17 protein-coding genes are annotated in these 17,281 nt (G+C 74.8%); 7 read left to right on the top strand and 10 right to left on the bottom strand.

The annotated features are described in order from the left end of the window. Positions 1-22 precede the first annotated feature (22 nt). The gene (locus tag DQ237_RS03630; protein WP_113797127.1) at positions 23-829 is read right to left on the bottom strand and encodes an MBL fold metallo-hydrolase; all 807 of its coding nucleotides are present in this window, start codon (positions 827-829) and stop codon (positions 23-25) included. 109 nt (positions 830-938) lie between these two features. Next, complete coding sequence (locus tag DQ237_RS03635; protein WP_113797129.1) at positions 939-2,258, bottom strand: MFS transporter; 1,320 nt, start codon at positions 2,256-2,258, stop codon at positions 939-941. 323 nt (positions 2,259-2,581) lie between these two features. Here DQ237_RS03635 and DQ237_RS03640 point away from each other — a divergent pair, with 323 nt between their 5' ends. The 4 genes from DQ237_RS03640 to DQ237_RS03655 all read left to right on the top strand — a co-directional run bounded on the left by DQ237_RS03640 (position 2,582) and on the right by DQ237_RS03655 (position 5,773). Further along, complete coding sequence (locus DQ237_RS03640; protein WP_113797131.1) at positions 2,582-4,189, top strand: DEAD/DEAH box helicase; 1,608 nt, start codon at positions 2,582-2,584, stop codon at positions 4,187-4,189. A 167-nt stretch (positions 4,190-4,356) separates the two neighbouring features. Beyond that, complete coding sequence (locus DQ237_RS03645; RefSeq protein WP_113797133.1) at positions 4,357-4,857, top strand: hypothetical protein; 501 nt, start codon at positions 4,357-4,359, stop codon at positions 4,855-4,857. 35 nt (positions 4,858-4,892) lie between these two features. Continuing rightward, positions 4,893-5,234: a hypothetical protein gene (locus DQ237_RS03650; protein WP_113797135.1), complete on the top strand. Its 342-nt coding sequence runs from the start codon at positions 4,893-4,895 to the stop codon at positions 5,232-5,234. A gap of 95 nt (positions 5,235-5,329) precedes the next feature. Continuing rightward, on the top strand, positions 5,330-5,773 hold the full coding sequence (locus DQ237_RS03655) for a plastocyanin/azurin family copper-binding protein (protein WP_113797137.1): 444 nt from the start codon (positions 5,330-5,332) through the stop codon (positions 5,771-5,773). Positions 5,774-5,836: 63 nt separating this feature from the next. On the opposite strand, the gene xylA is transcribed toward DQ237_RS03655, so the two are convergent. The 3 genes from xylA to DQ237_RS03670 are packed head-to-tail and all read right to left on the bottom strand — an operon-like array spanning position 5,837 to position 9,422. Further along, complete coding sequence (xylA, locus tag DQ237_RS03660) at positions 5,837-7,000, bottom strand: xylose isomerase (protein WP_113797139.1); 1,164 nt, start codon at positions 6,998-7,000, stop codon at positions 5,837-5,839. Further along, positions 6,997-8,148 (bottom strand): Gfo/Idh/MocA family protein, encoded by a 1,152-nt coding sequence (locus DQ237_RS03665; protein ID WP_113797141.1) that lies wholly within the window; start codon positions 8,146-8,148, stop codon positions 6,997-6,999. The genes xylA and DQ237_RS03665 overlap by 4 nt, the downstream gene beginning before the upstream one ends. Then, positions 8,145-9,422: an ROK family transcriptional regulator gene (locus tag DQ237_RS03670; RefSeq protein ID WP_113797143.1), complete on the bottom strand. Its 1,278-nt coding sequence runs from the start codon at positions 9,420-9,422 to the stop codon at positions 8,145-8,147. The genes DQ237_RS03665 and DQ237_RS03670 overlap by 4 nt, the downstream gene beginning before the upstream one ends. A 176-nt stretch (positions 9,423-9,598) precedes the next feature. On the opposite strand from DQ237_RS03670, the gene DQ237_RS03675 reads away from it, so the two are divergent. After that, positions 9,599-11,017 (top strand): xylulokinase, encoded by a 1,419-nt coding sequence (locus DQ237_RS03675; protein WP_113797145.1) that lies wholly within the window; start codon positions 9,599-9,601, stop codon positions 11,015-11,017. 37 nt (positions 11,018-11,054) lie between these two features. Here the strand turns inward: DQ237_RS03675 and DQ237_RS03680 are convergent, their stop codons facing one another. Beyond that, entirely contained in the window at positions 11,055-11,690 is a 636-nt protein-coding gene (locus DQ237_RS03680; RefSeq protein WP_113797147.1) for an alpha/beta fold hydrolase, read from the bottom strand. Between the two features lie 117 nt (positions 11,691-11,807). Here DQ237_RS03680 and DQ237_RS03685 point away from each other — a divergent pair, with 117 nt between their 5' ends. Further along, positions 11,808-13,238, top strand: coding sequence for an NAD(P)/FAD-dependent oxidoreductase (locus DQ237_RS03685; protein WP_113797149.1), 1,431 nt, complete (start codon positions 11,808-11,810; stop codon positions 13,236-13,238). A gap of 19 nt (positions 13,239-13,257) precedes the next feature. On the opposite strand, the gene DQ237_RS03690 is transcribed toward DQ237_RS03685, so the two are convergent. Further along, complete coding sequence (locus DQ237_RS03690; protein WP_113797151.1) at positions 13,258-13,932, bottom strand: alpha/beta hydrolase; 675 nt, start codon at positions 13,930-13,932, stop codon at positions 13,258-13,260. Further along, the gene (locus DQ237_RS03695) at positions 13,925-15,067 is read right to left on the bottom strand and encodes a glutamate--cysteine ligase (protein ID WP_113797153.1); all 1,143 of its coding nucleotides are present in this window, start codon (positions 15,065-15,067) and stop codon (positions 13,925-13,927) included. Before DQ237_RS03695 ends, DQ237_RS03690 begins: the two co-directional genes overlap by 8 nt. 120 nt (positions 15,068-15,187) lie before the next feature. On the opposite strand from DQ237_RS03695, the gene DQ237_RS03700 reads away from it, so the two are divergent. Further along, a complete protein-coding gene (locus DQ237_RS03700) occupies positions 15,188-15,730 on the top strand; it encodes a DinB family protein (protein ID WP_113797155.1) in 543 nt (180 codons plus the stop codon). A gap of 40 nt (positions 15,731-15,770) precedes the next feature. Here DQ237_RS03700 and DQ237_RS03705 read toward each other — a convergent pair whose 3' ends face one another. Continuing rightward, positions 15,771-16,709, bottom strand: coding sequence for a hypothetical protein (locus DQ237_RS03705; protein ID WP_113797157.1), 939 nt, complete (start codon positions 16,707-16,709; stop codon positions 15,771-15,773). Positions 16,710-16,797: 88 nt separating this feature from the next. Further along, entirely contained in the window at positions 16,798-17,217 is a 420-nt protein-coding gene (locus DQ237_RS03710; protein WP_113797159.1) for an ArsI/CadI family heavy metal resistance metalloenzyme, read from the bottom strand. Between the last annotated feature and the right edge of the window lie 64 nt (positions 17,218-17,281).

Below are 17,281 nucleotides of genomic sequence, written 5' to 3' on the forward strand. Positions count from 1 at the left end.
CACCCGGTGCCGGGGGGCGGGGTCAGGCGAAGCGCGCGAGCTGACCGGCGTGGATGTCGCTGACCCACTCCCACCCGGGCTCGGCCGACGCACCGATCCGCGGGTCGTCGGAGGCACCGCCGTTCCGCAGGGCTTCGACGTACGCGCGGTTCAGCGCGATGCGGTCACGGACGTCACCCGCCCACCCGACGGCCCCGTGCCCCGGGACGACGACGTCGACGGCGTCGGCCACTGCCGCCAGCCGCTCCAACCCCAGGAGGTAGTCCGCCACGGGGTCGTTGTCGCCCCTGTGGAGGTCGAGCATGGGGACGAAGACGTCGGAGAGCATGTCGCCGGCCACGAGGACGCCGCTGTCCTCGATCACCAGCGCCGCGTGACCGGGGGCGTGCGCCGGATGCTCGACGATCCGCACCAACGGGCCGTTCCACGGGATCCGCGTCGTTCCCGCGGGCAGACCGGTGAGGCGTCCGAACAGGTCCAGGGGAACGGCGCCGGCCATCTCCGGCGGAAGCTCCTCCTCGGCCCGGGTCCTCCAGTCCGCCTGCGACAGGAACTCGCGCATGACGGCAGCGCAGCGGGCGGTGCCGTAGCGGGCTGCGTCGCCGAGTGCGTGGGCCCAGAGCACGTGGTCCCAGTCGGGATGGGTCGAGAAGCCGGCCACGACGGTTCGGCCCATCTCCGACAGGTCGTGCGCGAGGCAGGCCATCTCGTCGCCGGTGATCCCGGCGTCGACGAGCAGCGCGCCGTCCCCACCCAGCACGACGACCGTGTTGTTCCGGAGCAGCTCGCTCCGGTGGACGAGCACGTCGTCGGCGATCTGCGTCAGCATGGGGATCCTCCCGCTCGTGGTGCGTGACCTGCAGGGGAGACGGCCGGGCGGCGGTGAACTCATCGGACCCGCCGCCCGGGTCCGCCGACAGCGCCTCGAGCGCCGTCCCTCAGCCGTGGGCCTGGTCGGCGGCGGCGGTCACCCGGTCGGTCGGCAGCGTCGTCGCCGTCGGGGTCGTGCGGTTCCGGCGGATGGAGATCGACATGGCCGCCGCCGCCATGCACAGCCCGGCGGCGAGGTACCAGGCCAGGTCGTAGGAGCCGGTGACGTCGCGGATCACGCCACCGCCGTACGCGGCGAACGCAGACCCCAGCTGGTGCGCGGCGAACACCCAGCCGAAGACCACCGGCGCCCGCGCCCCGAAGTGCTCCCGGCACAGCGCCAGGGTCGGCGGCACCGTGGCCACCCAGTCCAGGCCGTAGAAGACGATGAACGCGATCATGCTGGCCTGCAGGTCCGGCCCGAACAGCGGCGGCAGCAGGAACAGCGAGAAGCCGCGCAGCCCGTAGTAGGCGAGCAGCAGCAGCCGCGGGTCGACCCGGTCGGTGAGCCAGCCGGAGAACACGGTGCCGGCGATGTCGAAGATCCCGACGACGGCGAGCAGCCCGGCGGCGGTGGTCACCGGCATGCCGTGGTCGTGCGCCGCGGGGATGAAGTGCGGCTGCACCAGCCCGTTGGTCGACAGCCCGCAGATGAAGAAGCCCCCGGCCAGCAGCCAGAACGGACGACGGCGCACCGCCTCGGCCAGCCCGCGGACGGCGGTCCGCCCGGCCCCGGCGCGCACCGGCTGGACGTCGTCGGCCGCCGTGCCTCCGTACGGGGTGACGCCCAGGTCGCGGGGCCGGTCGCGCAGCAGCCAGGCCACCAGCGGGACGACGGCGAGCGCCGCGGCGGTGGTGCCGAGCGACGCCGACCGCCACCCCCAGTGCTGGTCCGCCCACGCCACGAGCGGCAGGAAGACGAGCTGCCCGGTCGCTCCGCCGGCGGTGAGGATGCCGGAGACCAGCCCCCGCCGGGCCACGAACCAGCGCCCGGTCACGGTGGCGACCAGAGACAGGGCCATCGACCCGGTGCCCAGGCCGACCGCGAACCCCCAGAGCGCCACCAGCTGCCAGCTCGCCGTCATGAAGACGGTCAGCCCGCTGCCGAGGGCGGTGAGCAGCAGCGCGGCGACGACCACCCGCCGAACGCCGAAGCGCTCCATCAGCGCGGCCGCGAACGGGGCGGTCAGCCCGTAGAGCGCCATGTTCACGGCGACGGCCGCCGAGATGGTCGAGACCGACCAGCCGAACTCGTCCCGCAGCGGGTCGATCAGGACGCCGGGCACCGCGCGGAAGGCGGCCGCTCCGACCAGCGCCAAGAAGGTCACGGCGGCGACCCACCACGCAGGGTGGATCCGGTGGGTCGGCGGCGCGGCGGTCGTCGTCACGGTCCGAGCATGGTCGACCGCTGCTGCACCGGACAGCCGCCGGGCTGCCGCAATCCGCAGCGATCGCGCCTCACCCGATGTGACCTGTCACTCCCCCGCAATCGGACCGGACACGGCCGCCGTCTGGTTGAGTGGGTCCTACCGGCGCCGCCCTCGCTCATCCGGAGCGGCAGGAATCGACGTCGGGCCCAGGCTGCGCCACCTTGGCGCGCCAGGCTGACCGACGTCTCGCCGACGATGTGAGCCCTCCCTGCCCGTGCGCAGGAGCGCCCGCGCTCGCCCGCGCCGAGATCTCGTGCGGCCACTCGAGTGTCGAGGAACCGATGACTTCGCAGAACGCCACACCGTCCACCCCCGCCTCCGACGGGCGGCCCCGTCGCCGCCGCGGCGGTCGCGGCCGGGGCAACGGCCCCCGCCCCGCAAGCGAGCAGACCACCCCCCAGGCTCCGGTGTCCGCCGTCCCGGCGCCGCCCGTCGTCCCCGTCGGGGCCGACGCCACCGTGCTCCCCACCGACACCACGTTCGCCGCGCTCGGGGTCCCCGCGCCCATGGTCGAGGTGCTCAGCGCCAGCGGCATCACCGCGCCGTTCCCCATCCAGGTCGCGACGCTGCCCGACAGCCTCGGCGGTCGTGACGTGCTCGGCCGCGGCCGCACCGGGTCGGGCAAGACCCTCGCCTTCTCCATCCCGCTGGTCGCCCGGCTCGCCGCCTCCGACAGCCGTCGCCAGGCCCGCCGTCCCCGCGCGCTGGTGCTGGTGCCGACCCGCGAGCTGGCCAACCAGGTGTTCGCCGTCGTCGACCCGCTCGCGCGGGCCCTCGGCATGAACGCGACGACGATCTTCGGCGGCGTCGGCCAGAACCCGCAGGTGCAGGCGCTCGCCCACGGCGTGGACGTCGTCATCGCCTGCCCCGGCCGCCTCGAGGACCTGATCAGCCAGGGTCACTGCGACCTCTCCGCCGTCGAGATCACCATCCTCGACGAGGCCGACCACATGGCCGACCTCGGCTTCCTGCCCGGCGTGAAGCGGATCATGGACAAGACGCCGAAGACCGGCCAGCGGCTGCTCTTCTCGGCCACGCTGGACAACGGCGTCGACGTGCTGGTCAAGCGCTACCTGACCGAGCCGGTCACCCACTCGGTCGACCCGGCCGTCGCGCCGGTGTCCACCATGACCCACCACGTGTTCCAGGTGGGCAACGGCGACAAGGCCGAGGTCGTGCGGCAGCTGGCCTCCGGGCTCGGCCGCAGCGTGCTGTTCACCCGCACCAAGCACCAGGCCAAGAAGCTGGCCAAGCAGCTCACCGCGGCCGGCATCCCCGCCGTCGACCTGCACGGCAACCTCAGCCAGAACGCCCGCGAGCGCAACCTCGAGGCGTTCAGCAGCGGCGCCAGCCGGGTGCTGTGCGCGACCGACATCGCCGCCCGCGGCATCCACGTCGACGAGGTCACGCTCGTCGTGCACGTCGACCCGCCGGCCGAGCACAAGGCCTACCTGCACCGCTCGGGCCGTACCGCCCGCGCCGGCGCCGAGGGCGCGGTCGTCACCGTCTCCACCCCGGACCAGGCGTCCGAGGTCCGCACGCTGGCCCGCCAGGCCGGCATCACCCCGAAGGTCGCGATCGTGCGTCCGGGTTCCCCGGAGATCGAGGCGCTCACCGGTCCGGCCGCGCCGTACGTGGAGCCGGCCCCCGTCGTCGAGCAGCCCCAGGGCAGTGGCGGCGGTGGTCGCCGTCGCAGCGGTGGCGGTTCCGGTCGCGGCGGTGCCTCCGGCGGCTCGGCGTCCGGGGGCCGCGGCGGTGCCGGTGGGGGCGCGAAGTCCGGGGGGTCGGGCCGCGCGTCGGGACCGGCGCGCACCCGCGCCGAGCTCGCCGCGCGCGCCGGGACCTCCTCGGCCGCCTCGTTCAGCGCGCGCTCCCGCCGCGGCCGCTGACCGTCCTCCCTCACCATGAGGGGTCCTCCCTCGCGGTCGACCGTGAGGGAGGACCCCTGGTGATCAGGTGACCTGATCATCATCACGACGGCGGCAGGGTTGGGGGCGTCGGCCCGGGGGCACTGGTTGAGCACTCCACCAGCCCCGTCGACGAGAGAGGTGTCCCCGTGGGACTGCCCATCACCCTGTCCGAGATCGCGCCCCGGCTCTCCGCCGGCGCCTTCATCCTCAACAGCGGCCTCGGCAAGCGCGGTGCCGACGAGCAGGCGGCGGCCGGCATGCAGGGCTTCGCCGCCGGCACCTACCCGTTCCTGGCGAACGTGCCGCCGCAGCAGTTCGCGAAGGGCCTGGCCACCGCCGAGATCGTCGTCGGCGCCGCGCTGCTGACCCCGTTCGTGCCGACCGCCGTCGCAGGCGCCGCCCTCACCGCCTTCTCCGGCGGGCTGCTGGGTCTCTACCTGAAGACGCCGGGCATGCGGAAGGAAGGCAGCCTGGCGCCCACCGAGCAGGGGCTGGCCATCGCCAAGGACAGCTGGCTGCTGGGTATCGGCATCGGGCTGCTGGTCCGCGGCACCGTGGACCGGGAGCCGCGCCGGGTGCGCAAGGCGGCCACGGTGCTGGCCAAGGCGAACAAGAAGGCGGCGAAGGCGGCGCGCAGGCTCGGCTGAGCTCTCCCCCGCCACCGGTGTGAGAACGTCGGGGCATGGCGACGATCGAGACCGGTCCCGGAGCCCTGCGGGTCTCCCTGACGGGCCCCGAGAAGGTGTTCGGGCTGCTGCGCGACATCGAGGTCCCGCTCTCGGCGGTCACCTCCGCCGAGGCGGTGCCCTCCGGGCTCTCCGCACTCCGCGGCGTCCGGGCCCCCGGCCTCGGCGTCCCGGGGCTCCGGGCCATCGGCACCTGGCGTCGGCGCGGCGAGAAGACCTACGTGTCGGTCCGGCGCAACCAGCCGGCGCTGCGCCTCCGGCTGGCCGGCCAGCGGTACGACACCCTGCTGGTCGGAGCCGACGACGCCGCCGAGATCGCCGCCCGGCTCCCCGTCTGACCGGGCCGGTACCTCTTCCGTCCTCTGCTTGAGAGTTGGACGATCTCGGCCGCAGGCGGTCCGCCCCCGGGCCGCCGAGACGCGAGGAGCACGCCATGGCGGTCCGCACCCCACTCCGGGCACTGGCCGGAGCCGCACTGCTGCTGACGGTGCTCACCGCCTGCGGTGGGGACCCGGGCACCGGGGCCGACGAGGCGTCCGTCTCCACGGCGAGCCCGTCGTCCGCCGCGGCGTCCTCCTCCGCGGCCGACGCGTCGGAGGCCGAGCAGGTCGCGGTGACGGCGGTCGACTTCGCCTTCCGGCTCGACGAGGACGGCTTCCGCCCGGGGACCTACGCGTTCACGCTGACCAACGAGGGCGGCGCCACCCACGACCTGGTCGTGGAACGCGACGGCAAGGACGTCGCGGCGTCCGACGGCATCCGGCCCGGGCAGTCCACCACGGTGACCGCGACGCTCGAGCCGGGCGAGTACGTCCTGTACTGCTCCATCGGCAACCACCGGGCGATGGGCATGGAGGTCACCGTCCAGGTGGCCTGAGTTCCGGTCCCGGACATGACGGAGGCCGGGGAGCAGCGCCCCCCGGCCCCGGTCACGGCATGCTCAGCGGACGCCGAGCAGGTGCTCCATCGCCAGCTGGTCCAGCCGCTCGAACTGCAGGCCCCGGGCGCCCAGGGTCTCCGGGTCGTGGGCCTCGTTGCGCAGGGCGTCGAGGGACTCGCCCTCTCCGAGCGTCGGGACGGCGAGCTCGGCGACGCGCGCGGCCTGCAGCGCCTCGGCCACCTCCGGGTCGGCGCGGAACGCCTGCGCCTTCTCCTTGAGGATCAGGTAGTTGCGCATGCACGCACGGGCGGTCTCCCAGACACCGTCGATGTCCTCGGTCCGCGGCGGCTTGTAGTCGAAGTGCAGGTAGCCGTCGTAGGCCTTGCCGGAGCCGGCACCCAGCAGGGTGTCGACGGTCCAGAACGCGCCGCGCAGGTTACCGGCGCCGAAGCGCAGGTCCTGGTCGAAGCGCGGGCCGTGCTGGCCGTTGAGGTCGACGTGGAAGAGCTTGTCGTGCCACAGCGCCTGGGCGATGCCCTGGGCGAAGTTCAGCCCGGCCATCTCCTCGTGCCCGACCTCGGGGTTCAGACCCACGCGCGTGGGCTCCTCGAGCTCGTTGATGAAGGCGATGGCGTGGCCGATCGTCGGCAGCAGGATGTCGCCGCGGGGCTCGTTGGGCTTGGGCTCCAGGGCGAACCGGATGTCGTAGCCCTTCTCGCGCACGTAGGCGCAGAGGACGTCGAGACCCTCCTTGTACCGGTCCAGCGCAGCGGCGACGTCCTTGCTGCCACCGGACTCCGCGCCCTCGCGGCCGCCCCAGAGGACGTAGGTCTTCGCGCCCAGCTCGGCGGCCAGGTCGATGTTGCGCAGCACCTTGGCGACGGCGTACCGGCGGACGGCGCGGTCGTTGGCGGTGAACCCGCCGTCCTTGAAGACCGGGGCGCCGAACAGGTTGGTCGTGGCCATCTCGACGCCGACGCCGGTCTCCGACAGCGCCTGCTTGAACCGCTCGAGGGTCTTCTCGCGGGTGGCGTCGTCGGGCACCAGGTCGTCGTCGTGGAAGGTCACGGCGGCGGCACCGAGCTCGGCGAGCCGGTGCACGGTCTCGACCGGGTCCAGCGGCGGGCGCACGGCGCCACCGAAGACGTCGACGCCCTGCCAGCCCACGGTCCAGAGACCGAAGCTGAACTTGTCGTCCTTGGTGGGCGTGTAGCGGTCGGTCATGCGGGGATCTCCGTCCAGATCGATCGGTGACCGGCACTGCGTTCCACCGCGTCGAGGACCCGCTGGATCGCGAGCCCGTCGGCGAAGGACGGTGCCGGCTGCTCGCCTGCGGCGAGCGCGGACACCAGGTCGGCGACCTGGTGGACGAACGTGTGGTCGTAGCCGAGCCCGTGGCCGGGGGGCCACCAGGCGCCGGTGTACGGGTGGGCCGGGTCGGTGACCAGCACCCGGCGGAAGCCCGCCGTCTCCGGCGGCTCGGTGCCGTCGAAGAACTGCAGGACGTTCATGTCCTCGAAGTCGAAGGCCAGGCTGCCCGCGGAACCGTTGACCTCCAGGCGGATGGCGTTGCGCCGGCCGGCGGCGAAGCGGGTCGCCTCGAAGGTGGCCAGCGCCCCGCCGTCGAGCCGGCCGAGGAAGGCCACCGCGTCGTCGACGGTCACCCGGTCGGTGCCGCCCCCGGGCAGCGGGCGCTCCCCCACGAACGTCTCGGTCAGCGCGCTGACGCCGGTGAGCCGCTCCCCCGTGACGAACTGCGCGAGATCGACGGCGTGCGCGCCGATGTCGCCGAGCGCCCCGGAACCGGCCTGCTCGCGGCGCAGCCGCCAGCTCATCGGCGTCGCGGGGTCGGTCAGCCAGTCCTGCAGGTACTGCACCCGCACGTGCCGGACGCTGCCGACCCGCCCCTGGGCGACCAGACGGCGGGCGAGGGCGACCGCCGGGACCCGCCGGTAGGAGTAGCCGACCATCGCGAACACGCCGCGTGCAGCCGCACGCTCGGCGGCCTCCGCCATCGCCTCGGCCTCGGCCACCGTGTTGGCCAGCGGCTTCTCGCAGAGCACGTGCTTGCCGGCCTCGAGCGCGGCGATCGCGATCTCGGCGTGCGTGTCGCCCGGCGTGCAGATGTCGACCAGGTCGACGTCGTCGCGCTCGACCACCCGCCGCCAGTCGGTCTCGGTGTCCGCCCAGCCCAGCCGGCCCGCGGCGTCGGCGACGCGAGCGGCGTGGCGGCCGGCGACGACGGCGAGCTCCGGCTCCATCGGCAGGTCGAAGAAGCGCGGGGCCGTGCGCCAGGCGTGCGAGTGGGCGGCACCCATGAACGCGTGGCCCACCATGCCGACCCGCAGCCGGGGGCGGTCCGGCGCCGTCATCGGGCGGCCACCGGCGCGAGCTCCGGCTCGGAGACCAGCGTCGGGTCGTCGAAGACCGACTCGAGGGCGACGTGCGCACCGCCGCGGACCGCGGCGGTGAAGCCGAGGGTGGAGAGCACCACCCGGGCGCCGGCCATGCCCGGACCGAGCACCCGCGACTCCAGCTCCGCCAGGAGCGGCTCCATCAGGTACTCGGCGAGGACGGCGAAGTACCCGCCGAGGAGCACCACCCGCGGGTTGAACAGGTTGATCAGCACGGCGGCCCCGGTGCCGAGCGACGTGCCGACCTGCCGCAGCGCGGCCAGGGTGCGCTCGTCACCGGCCCGGGCCCGGCGGCCCACCTCGGCCAGCCGGGTCTCCAGGTCGCGGCCCGGGTCGCGCACCGGGTCACCGGGGTCGGCGGCGGCGCGCAGCAGCGCGGCCAGTCCGACGACGGTCTCCCAGCACCCCTTCCGGCCGCAGCCGCAGACGACGTCGGGGTCGCCCAGCGACGTGTGCCCCACCTCGCCGGAGAGCCCGCCCGCCCCGCGGAGCAGCCGCCCGGCGACGATCACGCCGCCACCGACACCGACCTCACCGGTCAGGTAGACCATGTCGGGCGTGCGCGCCTCGGCGCCCATCGCCCACTCGGCGATCGCCGACAGGTTGGCGTCGTTCTCCACGCGGATCGGGAAGTCGACGTCGAGCCGCGCGCGCAGGCCGTCGAGCACCGCGACGTCGCGCCAGCCGATGTTGGGGGCCAGGGTGACGACGCCGTCGACGCTGCGGACCAGTCCGGCCACCGCCACGGTCAGTCCCGCCGGCCGCGCTCCCGCCCCGGCGGCCGCCGCGACCGCCTCGCTGACCGAGCCGGCGACCGCGTCGAGGGTCTCCTCGGCGCTGAGCGAGGGGATGTCCAGCGCCAGCCGGTGCTCGTACAGCACCTCGCCACGCAGGTCGAGGACCAGGACGGCGACGTAGTCGACGTTGAGCTCGACACCGATGCCGCACACGCAGCGACCGTCCAGGTGCACGATCAGGCCGGGGCGGCCGACCGACCCGGCTCGGTCCACCTCGCCGGTGGTGACCAGGCGCCGCTCGGCGAGCTCGGCGACGAGGCTCGACACGGTGGCCTTGTTCAGGCCGGTCTCCTGGGCGATGCGGGCGCGCGAGCGCGGACCGTGGTCGCGCAGGTGGCGCAGCACCAGCCCGAGGTTGGCGCGGCGGACGGTCGCCTGGTCGGCGGGCGCGCGCCGCTCGGAGGTCGCGTCGTACTGCGGCGGCTCCTCGGCCATGCCCACCTCCTCCACCCCGGCGAATATTTGTCGGTTGCGCAAACAAATTAGGGGCACCCCCGCACCCGGTCAAGACGAGTCGCCCTCGCGGGGCGGGCGCGGGCCGCCTAAGGTCCCGGACCCATGACCCCCTCGTCCTCGCCGCGCGCCCTCCGGGCCGCCGCCGGTCCCGTCCGATGAGCCTCGTCGCAGGCGTCGACACCTCGACGCAGGCGTGCAAGGTCGTGGTGCGCGACGCCGCAACCGGGGAGCTGGTCCGCTCCGGCCGCGCCTCGCACCCCGCCGGCACCGAGGTCGCCCCCCAGGCCTGGGAGGAGGCGTTCCGGGCCGCGGCCGAGCAGGCCGGCGGGCTCGCCGACGTCGACGCGCTCGCCGTCGGCGGTCAGCAGCACGGCATGGTCTGCCTCGACGCGGCCGGGGAGGTCGTCCGCGACGCCCTGCTGTGGAACGACGTCCGCTCCGCACCGGCTGCCGCCGAGCTGACCCGCGAGCTGGGCGACGGCGACGAGGCGGCGGGCCGGCGCGCGTGGGCCGACGCCGTGGGGCTGGTCCCGGTCGCCTCGTTCACCGCTACGAAGCTGCGCTGGCTGGCCGACGCCGAGCCGGACAACGCCGACCGCACCGCCGTTGTCTGCCTCCCTCACGACTGGCTGACGTGGCGGCTCTCGGCCGACCGCGGGCTCGGCAGCCTGGTGACCGACCGCGGCGACGCCAGCGGCACCGCCTACTGGTCGGCGCGCACCGGTGAGTACCGCCTCGATCTGCTGGAGCGGGCGATGCGCGGCCGGCGCCCCGCTGTCCCTCGGGTGGCCGGGCCCGCCGAGCAGGTCGGCACCCTGGCCGGCGGGCGCGCGGTGCTGGGCCCGGGCACGGGCGACAACGCGGCCGCGGCGCTCGGACTGGCCGCGCGGCCCGGCGACGTCGTCGTCTCGATCGGCACCTCCGGCGTCGTCTCCGCCGTGACGCCGACCGCCGTCGCCGACGTGACCGGCACCGTCGCCGGGTTCGCCGACGCCACCGGCAACCACCTGCCGCTGGTGGCGACCATGAACGCCGCGCGCGTGCTCGACGCCGCAGCGACCCTCCTCGGGGTCGACCACGCCACGCTGTCGGACCTCGCGCTCTCGGCGCCGTCCGGCGCCGACGGCCTCGTCCTGGTGCCCTACCTGGAGGGCGAGCGGACGCCGAACCTGCCCCACGCCACCGGCTCGGTGCACGGCCTGACGCTGCGCAGCTCGACGCCGGCGCACTGGGCGCGAGCGGCCGTCGAGGGGCTGCTGTGCGGGCTCGCCGACGGCATCGAGGCCGTCGTCGCGCAGGGCGTCGCCGTGGAGCGGGTGCTGCTCATCGGTGGCGCGGCCCGCTCCCCCGCCGTCCAGCAGCTCGCGCCGGGCATCTTCGGCCGGCCCGTGCTGGTGCCCCCGCCCGGCGAGTACGTCGCCGACGGTGCGGCCCGCCAGGCCGCGTGGGTGCTCTCCGGTGCCGACGCCGCGCCGGAATGGGCGCAGCCGGGACTGCAGGAGTTCGACGCGCCGGCCGCGGCGCACGTCCGGGAGCGCTACGCGGAGGTGCGTGGCCGCACCGACGGCCAGTAGCAGAGCCGCGCCACGGCTCGACGGTCGATCGGCCGGCTCATCCGAGAGAGCCGACGACGTGGGCGATCGCGGCGGGGTGCGTCTGCGGGGTCATGTGCGCCGCGCCGGGTAGCTCGACGAGCTCCCCGCGCGGCGCCGCCCCCGCGACCTGCCGGGCCCAGTCGGCGGGGCACAGCGCGTCCCGGCTGCCGCGCACGACGACGACGGGTACCCGCACGGTCGCCAGCCGCAGGTCGATCCGCTCGGGCGAGGCGGCGCGCCACAGCGCCGTCATGGCCCGGGGGCCGGTGTGCCACCACTGCCGCAGGACCAGCGGCACCTGCCACCACGGCTCGGCCAGCGCCGTGCGCAGCCAGCGCCAGGCCAGCACGGGCAGTGGTCGCATCCGCGGGTCGGTGGTGGGGCCGCAGAGGACGACCCCGGTCACCCGCGGATCGTCCGCGGCGGCCGCCACCACCTGGCAGCTCTGCGAGTGACCGATCAGGAGCACCGGTCCCGACGGCAGCGCGGCCCGCAGCCACCCGGCCAGCTCGTCGAGGGACGGGACCGGCGCCGGACGACCCATCCCGGGCAGGACCACGACGCGCACCGGGAGTTTCTCCGCCAACCCGCGCGCGGAACGTTCATCCAGGCCCAGACCGGGAACCAGCACGAGGGAGACCGGGGAGGGCACTCCGAGGGGTCTACCGGCCCGCCGCGGCTCCCGCGAGCCGAGCGGGCACGCCCTGTGACCTGCATCTCGCCGGGGTGCACCGGATCGCGCACCGGCCGAGTGGGAGGATGAATCATCATGACGACATCACCAGCGCACGCAGACGTCCGGAGCAACCCGACCGGCGGCAGGCCGCGCGTCGTCGTGATCGGCAGCGGGTTCGGCGGCCTCTTCGCCACCAAGGCGCTCGCCAAGGCGCCGGTCGACATCACGCTGATCGGCAAGACGGCCCAGCACCTGTTCCAGCCGCTGCTCTACCAGGTGGCCACCGGCATCCTCTCCGAGGGCGAGATCGCGCCGGCCACCCGCGAGGTCCTGCGCCGGCAGAAGAACGCCCGCGTCGTGCTCGGCGAGGTCACCGACATCGACGTCGCGGCGCGCACGGTCACCTCCGAGATCCTGGGCCGCCGATCGGTGTTCCCCTACGACGAGCTCATCGTCGCCGCCGGCGCCGGCCAGTCGTACTTCGGCAACGACCAGTTCGCCGAGTTCGCCCCCGGCATGAAGAGCATCGACGACGCCCTGGAGCTGCGCGGTCGCATCTTCGGTGCGTTCGAGCTGGCCGAGCTCGCCGAGGACCAGGCCGAGATCGACCGGTTGCTGACCTTCGTCGTCGTCGGCGCCGGCCCCACCGGCGTGGAGATGGCCGGCCAGATCGCCGAGCTGGCCCGCCGCACGCTGCGGCGCGACTTCCGCCGGATCAACCCGGGCAGCGCGCGGATCATCCTCCTCGACGCCGCCCCCGCCGTCCTGCCGTCGTTCGGGCAAAAGCTCGGTGACCGCGCGCGCCGCCAGCTCAACCGGATCGGCGTCGAGGTCCAGCTCGGCGCCATGGTGACCAACGTCGACGCCGACGGGCTGGACGTGAAGGACAGCGACGGGCAGGTGCGCCGCATCCAGGCCGCCACCAAGATCTGGGCGGCCGGCGTGCAGGCCAGCGGTCTCGGCCGGCTGCTCGGCGAGCAGACCGGGGCCGAGGTCGACCGTGCGGGCCGCATCTCGGTGCAGTCGGACCTCACCCTGCCCGGCCACCCCGAGATCCACGTGGTCGGCGACATGATGGCGCTCGACAAGCTGCCGGGTGTCGCCCAGGTGGCCATCCAGGGGGGCCGCTACGCCGCGCAGACGATCAAGCGACGGGTGACCGGCAAGTCACCGCAGGAGAAGCCCTTCACCTACTTCGACAAGGGCTCGATGGCGACGATCTCGCGGTTCTCCGCCGTCGCCGACATCGGCAAGCTGAAGTTCGAGGGCTTCATCGCCTGGCTGCTGTGGCTCGTCGTCCACCTGATGTACATCGTCGGCTTCAAGAGCCGGCTGACCACCGTCCTGCACTGGATGGTGAGCTTCCTCGGCCGCGGCCGGTCCGAGCGGGTGGCCACCCAGCAGCAGGTCTACGGCCGCCTGGCGCTGGAGCACCTCGGCACCGGCTGGGAGATCTCCAAGACCGGTGGTCCCAAGGACCTCGCGGCGACCGACGAGGACATCACCCAGCGCGACTCGGCGTAGGAGGTCGGGCCCGGTCCGCTCAGGCCGGGCCCGACCACCACTCCAGCGCGTCCACGACGTCCTCGGGGCGCACGACGTGCCCGCCGGCGAACTCCTCGTAGGCGACCTCGTACCCCGCGGCCCGGAAGGTCGCCGCGACCCGGCGGCCACAGGGCTCCACCGGCAGCACCCGGTCCTCCGTCCCGTGGACGATGCGGACACGAGGCCGGCCCACCCTCGCCGGTGGGGCCGCGAACCCGGGCGAGAAGGCCAGCACCGCCCCGAACAGGTCGCCGTTGGCCGCGCCGAGCGAGAGCGCGTACGACGCGCCGTCCGAGAAGCCGCCGATGGCGCAGCCGCTGACCGGCAGCCGCTCGGCCACCTGCGCGAGAGCGGCGTCGAGGACCGCGACGTCCCGCCCGACGCTCCCGGCGATCAGGTCCCAGGTCGCCGCTCCCGAGCGGGGGGCGAGCACCGCGACACCCCGCTGCGCGGCGACCCGGCCGACTCCCTCCAGGCTCTGGCGCGGCCGGCCACCGGCGCCGTGGAAGAACACCAGCAGCGGCTTCGGCCCGGGCTCCCCCGCTGGGACGGCCAGCAGCACCTCGGCGCCACCGCCCGGATCCAGCTCGTGGACGCCGGGCGGCCACGGGGCACCCGCAGGGTGGGCGCCCGGACGGGCGGACAGGCGCCCGGCCCGGTGTCCGTCAGGCACCGCTCCCCTCCCGGACCACGGCAGCGGCCACGGCGCGCAGGTCTCCGGTCTCCCGCCAGACCACGCGCTGCCGTGCCGCCGAGGTGCCGCGGGCGAACAGCCGGTCGACCAGGTCGCGCACCTCGTCCTCCTCCCCGCGCTCGGCCAGGTCGTCGGCCAGCTCCCGGAGCAGCCGCTCCACCGCCTCCCGCGCCTCGACCAGGTTCCCGGAAACCGGGTCGAACAGCAGCCCGCCGATGCCGTCGCGCGCGGCGCGCCAACGGGCCGCGCGCAGGAGCTCCGGCCGCGCGGACGCGGGCGCGACGTCGCGCTCGGCCCGGTCGGCCAGCACGCGGACCAGCGAGGCGCAGACCGTCGCGTGCAGGACGGCGTCCTCGACGTCGGTGCAGACGTCGGCCAGCCGGAACTCGACCGTCGGGAGGTGGGAGGTGGGCCGCAGGTCCCAGTAGAGATGGCTGGCGTCGGCCACCACCCCCGAGGCGACCAGCCCCGCGACCAGCTCCTGGAAGGCGTCCGCCGAGCCCAGCGGCTCCGGCGGTCCGGTGTTCGGCCAGCGCGACCACCACAGGGTCCGGTAGCTCTCGTAGCCGGTGTCCACCCCCTCGTGGAAGGGCGAGCTCCCGGTCATCGCCAGCAGCACCGGCAGGTACGGCCGGGCCCGGTCCAGCACCGCGACCGCCGTCTCCAGGTCGGGGACGCCCACGTGCACGTGGCAGCCGCAGATGTCCTGCTGCAGGGCCAGCCCCTTCCACCGGCCGACCATGTCCTCGTACCGCGGGAACGGGGTGATCACCTGCTCGCGCCACGTCGCGGAGGGGTGGGTCGAGGCGGCCAGCAGCGCGACGCCGGACTCGGCGGCTGCGGCGCGTGCCTCGGCACGGGTGACGGCCAGCCCCGCCCGGAGCTCGGCCATCGACCGGCAGACACCCGTCGCCGTCTCCAGCTGGGTCGTGGTGATCTCGGCGTGCACCCGCTCCCCCAGCTCACGGCGGACCGCGGCGGCGGCGAGCCCGGGGCTGGGAGTGAGCGCGAACGTCTCCGGGTCGACGAGGTGGAACTCCTCCTCGACGCCGACGGTCGAGCCGGCGGGCTCGGGCCCGAGCCCGCCGGCCGCGCGTCCGCCGCCCTCGCCCATGGCGGAACGCTAGCGACCGGCAGCCCCCACCGCAGCCCCGCGCCCGGGAGCCGCCGTCATGTCGTTCCCCGGGGCTAGCGTCCGCGCCACGACGGGGACCCGACGGCGAAAGGCGGCACCATGACGACCGGCACCCTCACCTCCAGCGGCACGACGGCGCTCCCCCCAGAGCGGGCGGACCTCCTGGAGTCGCTCGCCGCGCACCGGCACTTCCTGCGGTTCACCGTCCGCGGGCTCACCGACGAGCAGGCCCGGCAGCGGCCCACCGCCAGCGAGCTGACCCTCGGCGGGTTGATCAAGCACGTCGCCCACCAGGAGGCCAACTGGGTGCGGTTCATCGTCGAGAGCACCGAGGCGATGGCCACCCCGACCGATGCCGCGGGCTTCGAGAAGTGGGCCGAGGAGTTCCGGCTGCTACCGGGCGAGACCCTGGCAGGCGTGCTCGCGGAGTACGAGGAGGTCGCCGCCCGCACCGACGAGCTGGTCCGCACGCTGCCCGACATCGACGTCTCGCACCCGCTCCCGGAGGCGCCCTGGTTCCCTCCCGGCGCCGTGCGCTCGGCCCGGCGGGTGCTGCTGCACGTGATCTCGGAGACCGCGCAGCACGCCGGGCACGCCGACATCCTGCGGGAGTCCCTCGACGGTCAGAAGACGATGGGATGAGGACCCGTCCCCCTCCCGCCTCGCGCGCGCGGTACGCGTCTCAGTCGGCCGCCGGCCCCGACAGCTCGGCCACCCGGGCCAGGGCGCGGTCGCGCGCCTCCGCCGCCTCGGTCACCGCTCGTTCGGCGGAGGCCGTGCGGCGTTCCTCCCGCTTGAGGGCCGTGACCGCACCGGCGGCCTCCCGTTCGGCCTCCGCCAGCTGGTCGGCCAGCTCCTCGACCCGCGCCTGCAGCTCGTCCCTGCGGGCGGCGAGCTCCTCGACCGCACGGCGGTGCTCGTCCAGCGCCGCCTCGGCCTCCTCGGACGCGGCGGTCGCCTGGTCGGCCGCCTCCTGGGCCGCGGCCAGGGCACGTCGGCGCTTCTCCTCCGCCGCCCGGCGTCGCTCCTCCTGCTCGCGGCGTCGTCGCTCCGCGGAGCCGTCGTCGGCGGCCGCATTCTTCGTCGCGGGGGCACGCTCGGGCGTCGAGGCGGGCGGCGGTACGAGGCGCAGCTTCGGCCGGCCGGTCAGCTCCCCCATCCCGCTGTAGGACATGGGCGAGGTCAGCCGTCCGGAGAGCAGCGCCTCACCGGCCTCCGGGTCGGCCATCGCGGCCCGGAGCGTCTCCTCGACCTGGGTGCCGACGGCGGTGCTGACCGGATGGCCTCGCTGGTGCGCGACCGCGCGGGCCTGCCGGCTGAGGGCGTTGAGCAGCTGCCGCCGCTGCACGTCGAGCGCCTTGAGCTCGTCGCCGGCCAGGTTGCCCTGCGCCTCGCGCAGCAGGTTGCCCAGCTCGACCAGGCCCTCGATCTCGTCCCGGTGCGCACGCACCAGCAGGTTGCAGACCCACGCCGGTGTCGAGGGCTTCGGCAGCGCGCCGATCTCCTTGGCCAGCGCCTTGTCGCCCTCGGCCCTCGCCTCGTCCCGACGCTGCGTCCGCAGCGCCACGAACTCCTCCGGCGGCACCTCGTAGAGCTCGTCGGCGACGTCGTCCAGTTCCATCAGGCCCGAACCATGCCAGAGGGGCGGGCTCTGTGCGTCGAGGGCGCCCCCTGCGGTGGGAACGCGCCCTCGACGCACAGCGACGACCTCAGCAGCAGGCCGGAGCGCGCTCCGCCGTCGTGCGGCCCTCCAGCTCGGGGCGGTCGTCGGCCGTCACCGTGTAGACCTCCCACCGTTCGGCGCCGGGCCCGGTGACCCAGACCTTGTCCTGGACGGCGTAGCAGCACGTGGTGCCCGCCTCCTCGAGCGTCGCCAGGCCGGCCTCCGCCAGGCGCGTCGTCGCGGCGGTCACCTCCTCGGTGGTGGGCACCTCCACCCCGAGGTGGTCCAGACGGGTCGGCTCCCCGGGCTCGCCCTCGAGGAGGACCAGCTTCAGCGGCGGCTCGGCGACGGCGAAGTTCGCGTATCCGGGGCGCCGCTTGGCCGGGGCGGCGCCGAAGAGCCGGGAGTAGAAGCCGACCGCTGCCTCGAGGTCGGCGACGCGGAGGGCGAGCTGTACGCGGGACATGGGGAGCACCTCTCGATCGGTAGACATCGACACTCGTCGATGCCTTCGACCGTGGCACCAGACA

The organism is Blastococcus sp. TF02-8, from assembly GCF_003319175.1.
Lineage (GTDB): Bacteria > Actinomycetota > Actinomycetes > Mycobacteriales > Geodermatophilaceae > Blastococcus.

Bases quoted from the DNA above. Each gene is read 5' to 3' on its own strand.
- DQ237_RS03630 (WP_113797127.1), bottom strand. From the start codon at position 829: ATGCTGACGCAGATCGCCGACGACGTGCTCGTCCACCGGAGCGAGCTG.
- DQ237_RS03640 (WP_113797131.1), top strand. From the start codon at position 2,582: ATGACTTCGCAGAACGCCACACCGTCCACCCCCGCCTCCGACGGGCGG.
- DQ237_RS03650 (WP_113797135.1), top strand. From the start codon at position 4,893: ATGGCGACGATCGAGACCGGTCCCGGAGCCCTGCGGGTCTCCCTGACG.
- DQ237_RS03655 (WP_113797137.1), top strand. From the start codon at position 5,330: ATGGCGGTCCGCACCCCACTCCGGGCACTGGCCGGAGCCGCACTGCTG.
- xylA (WP_113797139.1), bottom strand. From the start codon at position 7,000: ATGACCGACCGCTACACGCCCACCAAGGACGACAAGTTCAGCTTCGGT.
- DQ237_RS03665 (WP_113797141.1), bottom strand. From the start codon at position 8,148: ATGACGGCGCCGGACCGCCCCCGGCTGCGGGTCGGCATGGTGGGCCAC.
- DQ237_RS03670 (WP_113797143.1), bottom strand. From the start codon at position 9,422: ATGGCCGAGGAGCCGCCGCAGTACGACGCGACCTCCGAGCGGCGCGCG.
- DQ237_RS03675 (WP_113797145.1), top strand. From the start codon at position 9,599: ATGAGCCTCGTCGCAGGCGTCGACACCTCGACGCAGGCGTGCAAGGTC.
- DQ237_RS03685 (WP_113797149.1), top strand. From the start codon at position 11,808: ATGACGACATCACCAGCGCACGCAGACGTCCGGAGCAACCCGACCGGC.
- DQ237_RS03695 (WP_113797153.1), bottom strand. From the start codon at position 15,067: ATGGGCGAGGGCGGCGGACGCGCGGCCGGCGGGCTCGGGCCCGAGCCC.
- DQ237_RS03700 (WP_113797155.1), top strand. From the start codon at position 15,188: ATGACGACCGGCACCCTCACCTCCAGCGGCACGACGGCGCTCCCCCCA.
- DQ237_RS03705 (WP_113797157.1), bottom strand. From the start codon at position 16,709: ATGGAACTGGACGACGTCGCCGACGAGCTCTACGAGGTGCCGCCGGAG.
- DQ237_RS03710 (WP_113797159.1), bottom strand. From the start codon at position 17,217: ATGTCCCGCGTACAGCTCGCCCTCCGCGTCGCCGACCTCGAGGCAGCG.